We start from the raw sequence: 14,750 nt of genomic DNA on the forward strand, positions 1-14,750 counted from the left end.
ACGCGCTCACCACATGGGTGAACTGCTCACGATCGGCGCGTTCGCCGCCCGGTCGCGGCTCTCGCCCAAGGCACTTCGGCTGTACGACCGGCTCGGGCTGCTGGCCCCGGCGCACGTCGACGAGGTCAGCGGCTACCGCTACTACCGCGCCGACCAGGTCGAACGCGCCCGCGTGGTCGCGCTGCTGCGCCAGCTCGACATGCCGCTCGCGCGGATCGCCGAGGTTGTCGAGGCCGGTGATGCCGCGGGCGGCTCCTCGGCCGCCGCGCTGCTCGACTCGTACTGGGCGGACGCGGAGGCGCGGTTCGCGTCGCAGCGGACGCTTGCCGAGTACCTCCGTGGACGGTTGTCGGGGAGGAGTTCCGAGATGTACGAGAAGTTCGTGATCGAGACGGTGGACGTGCCCGAGCAGGTGGTGCTGACGGAGTCTCGGCACACGCTCGCCACCGAGTTGCCGACGTGGATCCCGGCGTCGCTCGGGCGGCTGGAGGAGGCGGCGCGCGCCTGCGGTGGGGTGACCGCGGCGCCCTTCGTCGTCTACCACGCGGAGGTGTCACAGGAGAGTGACGGGCCCGCCGAGTCGTGCGTGCCTGTCGCTGACGAGGCCGCCGCGCGGGCGTGGGCTTCGTCGCAGGGGCGTGCGTGGGAGACCCGGGTGCGGGTCGAGCCGGCGCGGCGGCTCGCGTACACACGGATCACCAAGGCGCAGGTCGCCCATCCGCAGATTCTCGCCGCGTTCGAGGCGGTCGAGGAGTGGATGGCCGCGCAGGGGCTGTCGTACGACGGTCCCTGCCGGGAGGTGTACTTCGCGGACTGGGATGCGGCCGGGCCGGAGGACGCGGTGTGTGATGTGGCGTTTCCGGTGAGGTGACGGGTGGGTGGGGGTTGGGGGGGCGGTTTTTCGCCCCCTCCGCCCCTGCCCGTCCCTTGCTCCTGGGGGCTGCCGCCCCCAGACCCCCGCTGTCGCGCTGAACGCGCTCGTCCTCAGACGCCGGACGGACTGAAAGATCTCAGCCCCGCCGGAGCGGGTGGAAGGGGACCTACTTCAGCTCCTCCGGGCACGGGGTCCCCCGTGGGAGTTGGTAGGGCGCCGCAAGGCGGTAAGTCCCCGGCCTCGGGGCCAGGAGTACCGTCCACTTGTCGCCCGTGGCGTTCTCCGGGGCCTGGGTGAGGCAGCCGTTGAGGTTGTCGTAGGTCTTCGGGGTGTCGTCGTCCTCGCGGTTCTTGGAGGCCTCGGTCTCCTGGGGAGGCTTGAGGCTCTTGCCCTCGGCGTCGACGATGCTCAGCCACGGGGAGTACGGAATGCGGATGAGGATCCGGCCCGCCTTCTTCACATGAAGGGTCATCTCGCCCTGTTCGGCGCGGTCGACGACGGCGTTGGGCTCGGCGAGCGGCGCGGGGTCGGTGACGGTGAAGAGCTGCCAGTTGGCGTCGCCCCAGACCTGCTTGAGGTACGGCATCCCGCGCTGGACCAGCTCGCGTTCGCGCTCACCGCCGTCGCCGTCCAGCTCCCCCTTCGGCAGCACCACGTAGTGGACGGCCCAGCGCTGGAGCCACTCGTGGTAGTTCGCGGAGTTGAGGGTGTCGTCGTAGAAGAGCGGGTTGCGCTCCATGTCGGCCTGGCGGTTCCAGCCGCGGGCGAGGTTGACGTACGGGGCGAGGGCGGAGGCCTCCCGGTGGGAGCGGGAGGGGACGACCTCCACCCGGCCCTTCTCGGCGCCGACGACCTGGAGCTCGTTGATCAGCGGGGCGAGTTCGCGTGCCCAGGACGCCGCCGGTGTCGTATGCACGACGTCGTCGACCGACTTGAAGCCGATCCACCCGGTGAATCCGGCGAAGGCGAGGACGATGGCGTACCACTTGCGCGAGCGCGGCATCGTGAACGGCAGCGCGGCCATCAGCACGACGCCCGCGAACAGCATCGACAGGCGCGTGATGTTGGAGCCGATCTGGGAGCTGATCAGCCAGACGAGGAGTACGGAGAGGCCGTACACCGCTGCCGTGATCCGTACCGTCTTCCACTCCTTGGGGACCAGGAAGTAGACGACCACGGCCGACAGGAACGGCAGTGACGCCGAGCCGATGGCCATCGGCTGGGTGCCGGAGAAGGGGAACAGCCAGGCCGAGAGGGCCACCACGACGGCCGGCGCGATACCGAGGGCGTACGCGCCCGGGCGGCGTTTCTGGAGGAAGAGAGCCACCGCGACCAGGCCGACGAACAGGCCGGCCACCGGCGACGAGGCGGTGGCGAGCGCGGCGAGCGGCGCCGCGCACAGGGCCTTCGCCCAGCGTTTGTAGCGCCAGCGGTACGGCCAGCAGAAGACGACGGCGACCGCGGCGAGCCCGAACAGCATGCCCAGGCCGTACGTCACCCGGCCCGAGGCGGCGTTGCAGAGCAGCGCGAACACGCCCGCGAGGGCCGGCCACAGCGGCTGCCGTACCGCCCGGCTGCGGATGAGGATCAGCGTCAGCAGGCTCGCCGAGAGCGTCCCCGCGATCATCATCGTCGTACGGACGCCGAGCACCGACATCAGATACGGCGACACCACGCTGTACGACACCGGGTGCATCCCGCCGTACCAGGCGAGGTTGTACGCCGAGTCCGGATGCTGCCCCACGAACTCCGCCCACGCGTCCTGCGCCGCCAGGTCCCCGCCACTGTTCGCGAACGTGAAGAACCAAACGACGTGGAGCACGCCGGCTACGACGGTGGCGACGATGATGGGGTGGCGGAGGAGACGGGTCAGCAGGGGGGCGCGGGACGCCGGCGTCTCGTCGGGGGTGGGGGGTTCGGTGTCCGTCGGGCGAGATTCGTCGGCCTGCGGACGGGGTTCGGTGTCCTGTGTACGGGGTCCGGTGTCCTGTGTACGGGGCTTGGTGTCCTGCGGGGGGCGTTCGGTGTTCTGGGTGCGGGACGCGCCGTTCTGGGTGCGGAACTCGGCGTCTTGCGGGCGGGGTTCGCCGTTCCGCTTACCGGCGGTCAGCGGTATTCGCGGGCCTGATCCTGGGCTGCCCGGATCGGCGTCGTCGGCGTGTGTCGGCTCCGCTGTCGCCACTGCAAGGCACTCCCGTGTCCCGTTTTCCGTTCTCGGCCGGGACCCGCGGCCCGCGACCAGGCCGCTTAGCGACGCTAGCACGCACCCCGCCGGTGAGCGCCCGGGTGGGGCGTCATCGGCGGGGTGCGGGGCGTTCGGGGGGCGTTCACGCGGCGTTCGCCGCGCCCTTCGGCGTACGCCCGTTCAGCTGACGCGGGTCGGCTTGGCGTATCTCAGCCGATCCGCGTCAGCTTGGCGCGTGTCAGCCGACGCGGGTCAGCTTGGCGCCGAAGCCCGGTTCGGCGAGGTCCGACTGGAGCGCGACGGGAATCGCCACGGCGTGGTCGGAACCGTCGCCGACCGTCAGCTCGCCGACGACCGTGCCCGCCTTGCCGGAGTGCGGAACCGTATCGCCGCCGGCGGTGCCGATCGCGAGCTTCGTCTTCAGACCGGGCCAGCCGACCGCCGTCATGTCCTTGGTGGCCACGACGGGGGTCTGACCGCCGAGCTGGTCGTCCACGTAACCGACGACCTCACCCTTCTTCACCACCATCGCCGAGGTCAGGCTCTTCTGGACCTTGTCGATCAGCTTCTGGCTGTTGGTGAGGGCCAACTGGAGGCTGTCCCAGACCTTGCCCGTGCCCGCGTTCTGGCCGAGGACCGCGCCGTAGACCGTCTGCGTCTTGCCGTCCACGGTCTTGGTCGCGGCCCACACCAGGTTGCCGCCGGCCGGCGTCGACGAACCCGTCTTGAGGCCGGTCACGCCTACCTGCTTCACCAGCAGGTCGTTGTTGTTGTAGATGGTGCCGTCGAGCCCGGGGATCGTCGCGCTGGCCATCCCGACGATGCTGCTGAACACCTCGTTCTGCATGACCGCCTTGGCCAGCTTGAGCTGGTCGGTGGCGGTGCTCACCGTCGTCTTCTCCAGACCGCTCGGGTCCGTGTACGTCGTGTTCGTCATGCCGAGCTTCTTGGCGGCGGCGTTCATCTTGCCGACGAAGGTCTTGCTGTCGGAGTCCCAACGGGCCAGCAACCGTGCCGCGTTGTTCCCCGACGGGATCATCAGCATCTGGAGCATCTGCCGCTCCGTGAACTGCTGCCCCTTCGTCATGGCCGCCGTCGACTCGTCCTCGTTCTTCGACTCGTCCTCGGCCTGCTGGTCGACGGTGATCTTCTCGCCGCCCTCGTTCCCCTTCAGCGGGTGGTCCTGAAGGATCACGTACGCCGTCATGATCTTCGCGACGCTCGCGATGGGCGCGGACGTCTGCTTGCCGTCGGTACCGAGGCTGCCGACACCCTCGACCTCGATCGCCGACTGGCCCTGACCCGGCCAGGGGAGGTCGAGTGTGCCGCCCTCGAACGTGTAGGTCGCGTCGGCGGTGAGCGTGAGGGCCGCCGCCGGGAGCGGCCGTACGGCCTGTACGACTGCAAAGATCACGGCGAGCAGCACGACCAGCGGGGTCCAGATCTTGACCCGCCGCACGATCGTCCGCACCGGCGTCTGCGCGGGCGGCGGCGTGTTCGTCAGCTCCGCCAGCAGGTCCAGCGGCGGCTTGGGGGGCAGCGGCTGCTGCGTGGTGCGCTCCGGGCCGACCTGGGGACGCTCGGGGCCGACCTGAGGCAGGGCTGCGGTGCCACCGGGGGCACCCGTGGCACCCGGGGCACCAGGAGCGGGCTTCGGCCTCACCTGGGCCGGCTCGTCGAGGGGTTTGAGGGCGACGAACTTGCTGGTGCGTTCGGCGGGGGCCTCGGGGTTGGGGTTGGAGCCGGGGGCGGGCCGCCTGTCGGTGGGCTCGGGCTGGGGCTTCGCCTTGGGCTTGTCGGTGGGCTCGGTGGGCGGCTTGGTGTCGCCCAGCTTGAGCATGGTGGTGGGCTGGTCCACCGCCGGGGGGCGAGGCGCCTTGAAGACGGCGGTGGGCTGGTCCACCCGGGGATCCTCGGAGGGGGCCTTCGGGGAGCCGACCGGGGACCCGTTCGGGCTGGGCGCCGCGGCGTCGTCTGTGGCCTTGCCAGGGGCGCGCCCGGCGGCCTTCGGGTCGGCGTCGGTGTCACGCACGGAGGCGCTCTCGGCCTCGGGGGCCGCCTCGGACGGCGAGGCGTCCGCTTTGGGCTTGGTGTCAGCGGGCTCGGCGTCATCGGGCTTGGTGTCAGCGGGCGTGGCGTCAGCGGGCTCGGCACCGGCGCCAGGCTCGGCGTCAGCGGGCGTGGTGTCAGCGGGCTCGGCACCGCCGCCGGGCTCGGCGTCAGCAGGCTCGGCACCGCCGCCGGGCTCGGCGTCAGCAGGCGTGGCGTCAGCGAGCTCGGCACCGGCGCCAGGCTCGGCGTCAGCAGGCTCGGCGTCAGCGAGCTGGGCACCGCCGCCGGGCTCGGCGTCAGCAGGCTCGGCACCGGCGCCAGCAGGCGTGGCGTCAGCGGGCGTGCCCGAGGGCGCTCTCTCGGCGTCAGCGGCAGCCTGCGGCTCGTCGGCGGCCCCGGATTCGGGAGCGCCCTCCGTCACGTCGCCGGGCGCGATCGCGGCCCCGTCGGCGGCCTCCGCCTCGGCCCCCGCCTCGGGCAGGGCGTCGTCCTCCGACTCCCCGGCGGCGTCCGTCGTACCGCCAAGGACGGAGGCGTCGTTCGCAGAGGAGCCACCACCAGCCGGACCACCATCAGCCGGACCACCATCGCCCCTCGCCTCCGCGTCCGCGGCGGCGACGTCCACGCCCCGCGTGGACACCGCACCGGACACGGACACGGACAGGGACGCGGACGCGGCGCTCCCCGCACCCCCGTCACCCTCAACGTCCGCGCCGGCGCCGGCCTTCGTACCCGCGCCGGCAGCCCCCGAGGGAGCCTCCGCGTCGTCATCGGCGGTCGCCACCCAGGCGGCAACGGCAGCCCGGAGACGCCCGTCGCCGGGGACACCGCCCTGGGCCCCCTCCGGCCCGGGGCCGGCCTCACCGGACCGGCCCGAACGCGACGAACCGCCGGAGCCCGCACCGTCCGACCCGGCCGATCCTCCCGACCCGCCGGAGCCGACCACCTCGTCGGACCCGACCACCTCGTCGGACCCGGCCGCCCCGTCCCTCAGTGCCCGCGTCGAGAACACCGCCGTGGCCCGATCCACCCGCACCGTGGCGGCCCTGTCGCGGGCCATCGCCATGCGCGGGTCGGCCGGGGCCGAAGCCGAGACCGGCCCCGCCCCCCGCGTCGGACCGGGAACCGCGGCCGCCGTCCCCGACGTCGGTTCTCCCGACGACGCCGTTGCCGACGACTCGTGCTGCTTCGACCTGTCGGGGGACTCGCCCGCCACCGATGCCTCCTCCTGCGGCGCACACCCGCAGTGCGCCCATCCGAACCGTGAAAAGCCGTAAAAACCCGCGAAAACCCTTGACCCGCCGCCCGGACACCGCTGTCCGAACCATGTACCAGTGTCCTGTGTGGGGGCTTGTCCTCCGCGGTAGACGAGAACGACATACCTACCGGTTCCACTACGAACCGGTCACGCCCTCTCGACAGATGAATGTGAGAGGGGTCACCCTGTCATTCATCCACGCGGGGAGGCATGGATGGGCAGGAGCCGCAGATCAATTCCGGAAGAGCTTCTTCTGCTGGCGCTGGACCCGACCACGGGTACCACCGCACAGCCGCAGTCGCTCGACCTCGGTCTGGCCGGAGCACAGCTAGTGGAGCTGGCGCTGGCCGGACGGATAGCCCCGGACGGGGATCGTATCGCCGTGGTCGTACCACGGCCGACTGGAGATCCAACACTGGACTGTGCGTTGGAACTGCTTCGCCGACGCGGAGCACCCGTACGCGCAGTGAACTGGATTGGCGGACCCCGACTGGGGCTGCGCCAGACCTATCTCTCGCATCTGGAGAGGTGCGGCATGGTTCATGCCGTGGCCGGCCAGATGTGCGGGGTGCTGCCGACGACTCGCTACCAAGCGACGGACACGGCGATCAGCCGGGAGATCAAGGCCCGGCTGGACAGCGCGATCCGTACCGGCGTTCCGCCGGACCCACGGACCGCGGCGCTCGCCGCACTGGCCCACGCGGTCGGACTCGGCAAGCACCTGTATCCGGGTAATGAGGGACGTTCGTCCCGCTCCCGGCTACGGGATCTGATCAGGCACGACCCCATGGGCGGCCTCGTGGCACACGCGGTCATGGACGTCCAGAACGGTGTGGCCGCACAGCCACGCCGCAGCCCGGCACCGGCAGGCCGTCCGGCCAGCGCCGGAGTCAGGCCCGCACCGGAACCCGCCCGCGGTGTTCCGATGCAACCGCGCCACAGTTCCATGGCGCGCGCCGTGGCCCACTGAGCCGCAGTACCACGGCACAACCGCAGGACCGCACCACCGCATGACCGCAACACCAGCGCCGCACCGCAGTCCCCAGGAACCGGTTCGGGAGCCGCTGGCTCGCGCGGGGCGGTGAGACCGTACGTCCGGACGACGACACGGCCTCACCGCCCCGCGCGGCCGCATTTTCACGCCCCTTCATGCGCACGCCCCTTCATGCGCACGCCCCTTCATGCGCACGCCCCTTCATGCGCACGCCCCTTCGTGCGCACGCGCGCATACGCACGCCTGCCTCGGAGCCCCAACCCGGGCCCCCGCAGCCGCACATGTACGCGCTCGTACACGCGCGGCTACCGGCCAGATCACCGAACTGGCGGCTACCCAGCGCATATCCGCGGTTTCCCAGCGGTAGAAAGCACCTTGGTGGCAGTCTGCTCAACAGCAGATACGCAAAGTAGAGGTTCGCAGCCGGAGGTGCACGTCCCGTGGCGTCAAGTGTCAATCCCACCGTCCGGCGACGCCGGCTGGGCCAGGAGCTGCGTCGGCTCCGTGAGCTCAAGGGCATGACGGCCGAAGAGGTCGCCGAGCGACTGCTGGTCTCCCAGTCGAAGATCAGCCGCCTGGAGAACGGACGGCGCTCCATCAGCCAGCGAGACGTCCGCGATCTCTGCGGGGTCTACGAGGTGGAGGACGTCCGAATCGTCGACTCGCTGATGCAGATGGCCAAGGACTCACGCCAGCAGGGCTGGTGGCACTCCTTCGGCGACATCCCGTACAGCGTCTACATCGGTCTGGAGACGGACGCCGCGAGCCTGCGGGTGTACGACCCCCAGGTCGTCCCCGGGCTGTTGCAGACCCGGCCGTACGCGGAGGCCCTCATCGCCGGCGCACTGCCGGAGACCGCCACCGGCGAGATCGACAAGCGCGTCCAGGTGCGCCTGCGCCGACAGGAACGTATCTCCGCCCCGGAGAACCCGCTCCGCCTGTGGACCGTCCTGGACGAGGCCGCCCTGCGCCGCGTCGTCGGCAACCGCTCCCTGATGCGTGAGCAGCTGGAACACCTCGTGGAGCAGTCGCAGCTCCCGCATGTCACCGTGCAGGTGATCCCGTTCGAGATGGGCGCGCATCCGGGGCTGAACGGGCAGTACGCGATCCTGGAGTTCCCCGACGCGGCGGACTCGAGCGTCGTCTACATCGAGGGTGTCACCAGCGACCTGTATCTGGAGAAGGCGAACGACGTCCAGAAATACAGCGTGATGTACGAGCATCTGCGGGCCCAGGCCCTGAACGTGGAGCAGTCGCGGCAGTTCATCGCGGACATCGCGAAAGACTACGCACGCTGAGGCTCGCGCGGCTCAGAGGGGCTCAGAGAGGCACCCCCGTCGCGAAGGTGCCGGACTCTACACCTTCGTCACAGCTGAGCGGAAGCTCCATTGGAATATGCCATCCGGTCGAGTGAATGCTTCATTCGTCTGCCGATGTTGGCGAGTAGCGTCGATCACGCCATCAAGCAACAACGTTGGCGCAAACCGAACCGCGCGTTCCGGAAGGAACCCGTTGTGCGGTGACAGCAACTCAACAACTGGCTACCGGAGTGAAAATGGCAATCCAGCAAGGCACGCTGAACACCTGGACCAAGTCCTCGTATTCCACTGGCAATGGCGCATGTGTCGAGGTCAAGTCCCCCGCTCTCGCGGCGATGGCGGTCCGGGACTCCAAGGTCCCTCAGGGCCCCACGCTGGCGTTTCCCGCGAGCTCGTGGAACGCCTTCGTGGCAGAGGTGAGCCGGGGTACTTCCGACCTCGCCTGATGCACAGACACCACCCACCGCCCACCACCACAACTGCACCGACCAACCGCATACGCACCACCGACAGAGCCCTCTCGACTGGCCCGCCGTCCTGGCCGAGGGGGCTCGGCTTTTTCCCTGAGAACTCGCCGCCCGGCTCCGCGATCCTCTACCGGAGCCGGTCCACGTACTTGTCCGTCCCCGGCACCGTCGGAATGAACGGCGCCACCAACTCCACCTTCCCCAGGCCCGATTCCTCCACCGCCGCGTCCGTCCCGGCGAAGTACCCCTCCCAGCAGTCCCGCGGATCCGCCTCCAGGAACCACAGCAGCGTCAGCCGCGTATCCACCCCCTCGACCTGCTTGACGTACGTCATCCGGTCGCCGGGGAGCGGGGTCGGGCGGAAGACCGTGACCAGCGCGGACGGGGAGCCCGCGAGCCGCTTGGGGAGGTGCCGGGAGCGCAGCCACTCCAGCAACTCGGCGCGCTGCTCGGCGGATTCAGCGTCGATGACCTGCAACACCAGGCCCGCGTACGGGTGGTCCAGGGCGTGGAAATCACGGGGACCGGCCGCTCCGTCCCGGTAGACGGTGGCCTCGTGGTCCTGGAAGGCCGTGAAGACGTGGGTACGGTCCTGGTAGACGCGCCCGTCGCGGTTGAGCCGTTTGTTGATGCCGACGGTCCACTTCATGTGGTCGTCGTAGCGGCCGTCGGTGACCCAGTAGGTGGCGAGGTAGCAGCCGGCCGTGACGGGCTGGGCGAGCGCCGACTTCTCGGGCCGGCGCAGGAGTTGGAGGTCGCGGGTGGCGACCCAGCGGCGGCCCGCGTACATCCAGGGCATCGCCATCGCGCCAGCGTAGTAGTGATCGTCCTCGTACCAGCGGTTGTAGGCGTACTCGTGGCCCGGGTGCGGTTCGACCATGGTGATCAGGGCGTGGCCCGGGTGGACGCCGTACGGGCCGACGGCGGCCAGCTCCGCGTACACCTCGCTGCGGGTCTCCTCGCTCACGTCACTCCCCTTCCTTCCTCCGTTGGACGCCCATACTCTGACGCCCCGTCAGGGAATGTGCCATAGCCGGGGAGGCGTCCGATGCCAGCACTGCTCGCGGGGAAGACCGTCGTCGTGTCGGGGGTCGGGGCCGGCCTTGGTCATCAGGTCGCGGCGGCCGTCGTACGGGACGGGGGCAATGCCGTCCTCGGGGCACGTACGGAGGCGAATCTCGCCAAGTGCGCGGCCGAACTCGATCCGGACGGCGCGCACTCGGCGTACCGGGCGACGGACATCACGGACGAGGGGCAGTGCGAGGAGCTGGCCGCGCTCGCGGTGGAGCGGTTCGGGCGGATCGACGGAGTCGTCCATGTGGCCGCCTGGGACAGCTACTTCGGCGGGCTGGAGGACGCCGACTTCGCCACCTGGCAGTCGATCATCGATGTGAACCTGCTGGGGACGCTGCGGATGACCCGCGCCTGCCTGCCCGCGCTCAAGGCGGGCGGCGGCTCGGTCGTCGTCATCGGGACGCAGTCGGCGGTGGCCGCGCCCTCGCAGGTGTGGCAGGCGGCGTACGCGGCGTCCAAGGGGGCGCTGACGAGCGCGATGTACTCGCTGGCCCGGGAGCTCGGCCCGCACCGGATACGGGTCAATACCGTGCTGCCGGGTTGGATGTGGGGGCCGCCGGTCCAGGCGTACGTCCAGTTCACCGCGCACACCGAGGGCGTACCGGAGGCGGAGGTGCTGACGCGGCTCACCGAGCGGATGGCGCTGCCCGAGCTGGCCACGGACGGGGACGTCGCGGATGCCGTGGTGTTCCTGGCGTCGGACCGGGCCCGCGCGATCACCGGACAGTCACTGCTGGTCAACGCGGGTGAATTGATGCGGTAGGCGACGATGTGACCCCCCTCCGTCGTTCATTCATGTGAACCGAGGTCAGCAACCAGAACATTTTTACTCCCTCTTGACCATACGGGCTGTTGTCGCCGCCATGCCAGCGAACCCACGATGAGCGGGCACTTCGCGGCCTTTTCGGGCTGCACCGGCGAAGTGCCGCGTGTGTTATCGCAGTTCACAAGGCGGACCCTGGGAGGGGGCATATGAACAGTCTCGACTGGGCCGTGCTCATCGGCTACTTCGGTGTGATGGTCGCGATCGGCGTCTGGTCCCACAAGCGGGTGGACGACGTCAGCGACTTCTTCACGGCCGGAGGAAAGATGCCGTGGTGGCTGTCCGGCATCTCGCACCACATGTCCGGCTACAGCGCGGTGATGTTCACCGGGTACGCGGCGATCGCCTACACCTACGGCGTCACGTCCTACGTCACCTGGTCCTTCCCCATCGCCATCGGCATCGCGATCGGCGCGAAGCTCTTCGCCCCGCGGCTCAACCGGGTGCGCTCACGACTGCACGTGGCCTCGCCGCTCGAATACCTGAAGAACCGGTACAACCTGCCCACCCAGCAGGCCCTCGCCTGGTCCGGCGTGCTGCTGAAGATCGTGGACGTCGGCGCCAAGTGGGCCGCCATCGCGACCCTGCTTTCCGTGTTCACGGGCGTCTCGCTGAACATGGGCATCCTCATCACCGGCGCGGTGACGGCCGTCTACTGCACGGTCGGCGGGCTCTGGGCCGACGCTCTCACCGAACTGGGCCAGTTCGTCATCCAGTTCATCGCCGGTATCGCGATGCTCGTCTCGGTGCTGTCCGAGCTGGGCGGCTTCAGCCAGCTCTGGAACGTATGGGACGCCCCCGCGCTGGAGGGCCACACCAAGCCGCTGGCCGGCCCGTACATGATGGTCTTCCTGATCGCCTATCTCTTCATCAAGACCTTCGAGTACAACGGCGGCATGTGGAACCAGGCCCAGCGCTACATGGCCACCGACTCCGCGAAGTCCGCCACCCGCTCGGGCATCCTGTCGGCCTCGCTCTGGCTGGTCTGGCCGCTGGTGCTGTTCTTCCCCATGTGGGTCGCGCCGCTGATCATCAAGACGGACGTGCCGGCGGACTCGTACGCGCTGATGGCCGAGAAGCTGCTGCCGCACGGCCTGCTGGGGCTGGTCATCGTCGGCTTCTTCTCCCACACGATGGCGATGTGCTCCTCCGACGCCAACGCGATCTCGGCCGTCGTCACGCGCGACATCATGCCCGCCGTCTCGCAGAAGGCGCGCGAGTGGGACACCCGGGCGGGGCTGCTGGCCGCGCGCCTGACCACGCTGCTCTTCCTCGGTCTGTCGATGTCCATCGCGACGCAGGTCAACTCCGACTTCTTCGGCGACATCATCACAGTCGTCATCAAGTGGGTCGCCGGACTGATGGGCCCGATCGCGATCCCGCTGATGCTGGGCCTGCTGCCCTGGTTCCGCAAGAGCGGTCCCACCGCCGCCCTGATCAGCTGGGGCGTCGGCCTGCTCACCTTCTGGCTGGTCAACTACCCGATCAACTGGAACGTCGACGGCGGCGTGCCGCTCCAGTACCAGATCTCGGTTCCGCTCGCGGTCTCCCTCGTCCTCTACATCCTCATCGGCTACATCAAGCCGGAGGACACCCCGGAACGGGACGAACTCATCGCGAAGATCAACAGCGATGACGGCGGTACGGGTTCGGCAGCGGCGGCGATCCCGACCACCAGCCCGTCCGGCGTTTGACGTTCAGCCCGTCCGGCGTTTGAGGACGAGCCCTTCGGGCGAACGGGGGCCTGGGGGCGGAGCCCCCAGAAACGGGACGGGAAGGGGCGGAGGGGGCGAAAAACCCTCCGCCTCAAGCCCGCGGATACCGGACGAGCCACCCCGGGGACGACCCCCCGGGCCCGTGCAACGCCGGCCCCTGCGTCATCTCCATCGCGAAGTCGTCCGCCAGGACGAGCATCGTAGGACGGCCCTCCAGCTCGGCCAGCCAGGCCGGCGGGAGGGCCGTTTCGCCGTGCAGCGCCCCCAGCAGCCCCCCGGTGAGCGCCCCCGCCGCCCCCGAGGCCCCACCGTGGTTCACCGCGAGGCACAACCCGTGCCGGATGTCCTCACCGACCAGCGCGCAGTACACGGCGACCGACAGCAACCGCTCCGCCGTACCCTCCCCCGCGAGCTCCTCGACCCGGGACGGCGTGGGCATGCCCTGCCGTACGGCGCCCAGGGCGTGCTGGAGGGCCTCGGTGACGGGCTGGTGCCCCGGGCGCGCGGCCAGCATCCCCTGGGCCCGCTGCACGGCCCCGTCGAGGCTCTCGCCACGGGCCAGCCCGTGCACGATGACGGCGTACGCCCCCGCCGACAGGTAGGCGGCCACGTGCCCGTGGGTCTGCGCGGCGCACTCGACGGCGAGCTGCATCACGAGCTGCGGCTCCCAGCCGACGAGGAGCCCGAAGGGCGCGGAGCGGGCGGCTGCCTCGGGTCCGGGCTCGCCCGGGTTCTTGGGGGCGTCCAGCGTGCCCATGGTCTCGTCGCCGAAGCCGAGCAGGCAGGAGCGGGCGGGGTCGCGGCGGGCGTACAGCCACTCCTCGCGGGCCAGCCAGCCGTCCTCCTTGCGGCGTTCGTCGGGGCCCCAGTCGCTCTGGGTCGCGGCCCAGCGGCGGTAGGCCCGGTGGAGGTCGGTGGGCGGGTGCCAGGCGCCGGTGTCACGGCGTACCTGGGCGCGGACCAGCCCGTCGAGGGTGAAGAGCGTGAGCTGGGTGAGATGCGTGACGGCGCCCCGTCTGCCGTATCCGAAGGTCAGGTCGGTGAGGCCCTCGGCGCCGTGGGACTCCCGGATCTCCTCCAGGCTGAGCCCGTCGAGAGGCGCGCCGAGCGCGTCGCCGACGGCCGTACCCAGCAGCGTTCCGCGCACCCGGCTACGGAAGTCCTGCTGTTCGGCACGGCCCCAGACGGCACCGGCTGTAGCACCCACCGAGACCTCCCAGCCACCGTCCGCACGTCCGACTGCCAGCACTGTAATCGAACGGGAACGGTCGGTTTAGGGGCGGAACGGTATGCGAAATGTCGCCCGGCTGATCACCATTGGCGATCTTTCGACAGGTGTTCGGTGGGCTTTCCGGACGTTCGGCAGCCCGGGCACCTCAGCGGTCAGCCGTACCAGGTGACATTGCAGACGTAGACACACTCATGTCGGGGCACGGCGAGGAAGCTGATGAAGCCTCGCCCGCCCAAGAGGTCGAACTCGCGCAGCCCGCCCTCTCTGCCGACGGGCCTGCCAATCCGTACGGCGTCATGTCCGAGCGCGGCCAATTCGGTGGCAAGCCGCTCGACCTCCGCCACGACTCCAGGTGGAAGCCCCTCGGTGATGTATTCGGCACTCGGGTTGTAGTCCCAGGACCAGTCGGTCACAGACCCGCCTCGGCCTCGGCAGCCGCCCGGATCGTACGGATCTCGGCAATGGCCTCGGTGGGCTCGTCCTCCCCGACGTCCACGAGCCGCTCCAGCTCCCGCAGCCGGGCAGCGCGTTCGGGGTGCCGTTCAATGGCGACGAACACGGCCCAGGAATGGACGAAAGCCCGCAACGGCGCGAGGCTCTGTGTCTGCTGCGCGTTCGTCGTGGCCTCGAAGAGGTGCTGGGTGAGGGCCGGAATCCGGCTCGGAGCGATGCGCGCGACGGAGGCCCGCAGCGCGTCCGGAGTGAGTTCAGGCATGGGAATCAGCGGTCCGTACGGGCCGTCGCTCTGAGCACTCACG

The 14,750-nt window shown here is 70.1% G+C and carries 12 protein-coding genes; 6 read left to right on the forward strand and 6 right to left on the reverse strand.

Annotated elements, in window-relative coordinates:
• Positions 1–13: 13 nt before the first annotated feature.
• Complete coding sequence (locus ACFVKT_RS20760; RefSeq protein ID WP_385734208.1) at positions 14–871, forward strand: MerR family transcriptional regulator; 858 nt, start codon at positions 14–16, stop codon at positions 869–871.
• Between the two features lie 169 nt (positions 872–1,040).
• Here the strand turns inward: ACFVKT_RS20760 and ACFVKT_RS20765 are convergent, their stop codons facing one another.
• Together ACFVKT_RS20765 and ACFVKT_RS20770 are read right to left on the reverse strand one after the other, a co-directional pair.
• Positions 1,041–3,056: an MFS transporter gene (locus ACFVKT_RS20765; protein WP_385733522.1), complete on the reverse strand. Its 2,016-nt coding sequence runs from the start codon at positions 3,054–3,056 to the stop codon at positions 1,041–1,043.
• 241 nt (positions 3,057–3,297) lie between these two features.
• Positions 3,298–6,327, reverse strand: coding sequence for a serine hydrolase (locus tag ACFVKT_RS20770; protein WP_385733524.1), 3,030 nt, complete (start codon positions 6,325–6,327; stop codon positions 3,298–3,300).
• A 256-nt stretch (positions 6,328–6,583) separates the two neighbouring features.
• On the opposite strand from ACFVKT_RS20770, the gene ACFVKT_RS20775 reads away from it, so the two are divergent.
• The 3 genes from ACFVKT_RS20775 (at position 6,584) to ACFVKT_RS20785 (ending at position 9,128) form a co-directional block, all read left to right on the forward strand.
• Positions 6,584–7,339 carry a GPP34 family phosphoprotein gene (locus ACFVKT_RS20775; protein ID WP_385733526.1) on the forward strand — a complete coding sequence of 252 codons (756 nt, stop codon included), beginning with the start codon at positions 6,584–6,586 and terminating at the stop codon, positions 7,337–7,339.
• Between the two features lie 464 nt (positions 7,340–7,803).
• Entirely contained in the window at positions 7,804–8,661 is an 858-nt protein-coding gene (locus ACFVKT_RS20780) for a helix-turn-helix domain-containing protein (RefSeq protein ID WP_385733527.1), read from the forward strand.
• Between the two features lie 257 nt (positions 8,662–8,918).
• Complete coding sequence (locus tag ACFVKT_RS20785; RefSeq protein WP_385733528.1) at positions 8,919–9,128, forward strand: DUF397 domain-containing protein; 210 nt, start codon at positions 8,919–8,921, stop codon at positions 9,126–9,128.
• A 148-nt stretch (positions 9,129–9,276) separates the two neighbouring features.
• Here the strand turns inward: ACFVKT_RS20785 and ACFVKT_RS20790 are convergent, their stop codons facing one another.
• Positions 9,277–10,116 (reverse strand): hypothetical protein, encoded by an 840-nt coding sequence (locus ACFVKT_RS20790; RefSeq protein ID WP_385733529.1) that lies wholly within the window; start codon positions 10,114–10,116, stop codon positions 9,277–9,279.
• A gap of 81 nt (positions 10,117–10,197) precedes the next feature.
• Here ACFVKT_RS20790 and ACFVKT_RS20795 point away from each other — a divergent pair, with 81 nt between their 5' ends.
• Both ACFVKT_RS20795 and ACFVKT_RS20800 read left to right on the forward strand, forming a co-directional pair.
• Positions 10,198–10,986: an SDR family oxidoreductase gene (locus tag ACFVKT_RS20795; protein ID WP_385733531.1), complete on the forward strand. Its 789-nt coding sequence runs from the start codon at positions 10,198–10,200 to the stop codon at positions 10,984–10,986.
• A gap of 209 nt (positions 10,987–11,195) precedes the next feature.
• On the forward strand, positions 11,196–12,740 hold the full coding sequence (locus tag ACFVKT_RS20800) for a sodium:solute symporter family protein (RefSeq protein WP_385733533.1): 1,545 nt from the start codon (positions 11,196–11,198) through the stop codon (positions 12,738–12,740).
• A gap of 112 nt (positions 12,741–12,852) precedes the next feature.
• Here ACFVKT_RS20800 and ACFVKT_RS20805 read toward each other — a convergent pair whose 3' ends face one another.
• The 3 genes from ACFVKT_RS20805 to ACFVKT_RS20815 all read right to left on the reverse strand — a co-directional run bounded on the left by ACFVKT_RS20805 (position 12,853) and on the right by ACFVKT_RS20815 (position 14,749).
• Complete coding sequence (locus ACFVKT_RS20805) at positions 12,853–13,968, reverse strand: ADP-ribosylglycohydrolase family protein (protein ID WP_385733535.1); 1,116 nt, start codon at positions 13,966–13,968, stop codon at positions 12,853–12,855.
• Between the two features lie 176 nt (positions 13,969–14,144).
• Positions 14,145–14,405, reverse strand: a complete 261-nt coding sequence (locus ACFVKT_RS20810) for a hypothetical protein (RefSeq protein ID WP_385733537.1) — start codon at positions 14,403–14,405, stop codon at positions 14,145–14,147.
• Positions 14,402–14,749 (reverse strand): DUF6247 family protein, encoded by a 348-nt coding sequence (locus ACFVKT_RS20815; protein WP_385733539.1) that lies wholly within the window; start codon positions 14,747–14,749, stop codon positions 14,402–14,404. The genes ACFVKT_RS20810 and ACFVKT_RS20815 overlap by 4 nt, the downstream gene beginning before the upstream one ends.
• Between the last annotated feature and the right edge of the window lies 1 nt (position 14,750).

Origin of the sequence: Streptomyces sp. NPDC127595 (genome assembly GCF_042671685.1) — a bacterium.
Classification (GTDB): Bacteria; Actinomycetota; Actinomycetes; order Streptomycetales; family Streptomycetaceae; genus Streptomyces.

Excerpts from the sequence above, each read along its gene's own strand:
- ACFVKT_RS20760 (WP_385734208.1), top strand. The coding sequence starts at position 14 with ATGGGTGAACTGCTCACGATCGGCGCGTTCGCCGCCCGGTCGCGGCTC.
- ACFVKT_RS20775 (WP_385733526.1), top strand. The coding sequence starts at position 6,584 with ATGGGCAGGAGCCGCAGATCAATTCCGGAAGAGCTTCTTCTGCTGGCG.
- ACFVKT_RS20785 (WP_385733528.1), top strand. The coding sequence starts at position 8,919 with ATGGCAATCCAGCAAGGCACGCTGAACACCTGGACCAAGTCCTCGTAT.
- ACFVKT_RS20795 (WP_385733531.1), top strand. The coding sequence starts at position 10,198 with ATGCCAGCACTGCTCGCGGGGAAGACCGTCGTCGTGTCGGGGGTCGGG.
- ACFVKT_RS20800 (WP_385733533.1), top strand. The coding sequence starts at position 11,196 with ATGAACAGTCTCGACTGGGCCGTGCTCATCGGCTACTTCGGTGTGATG.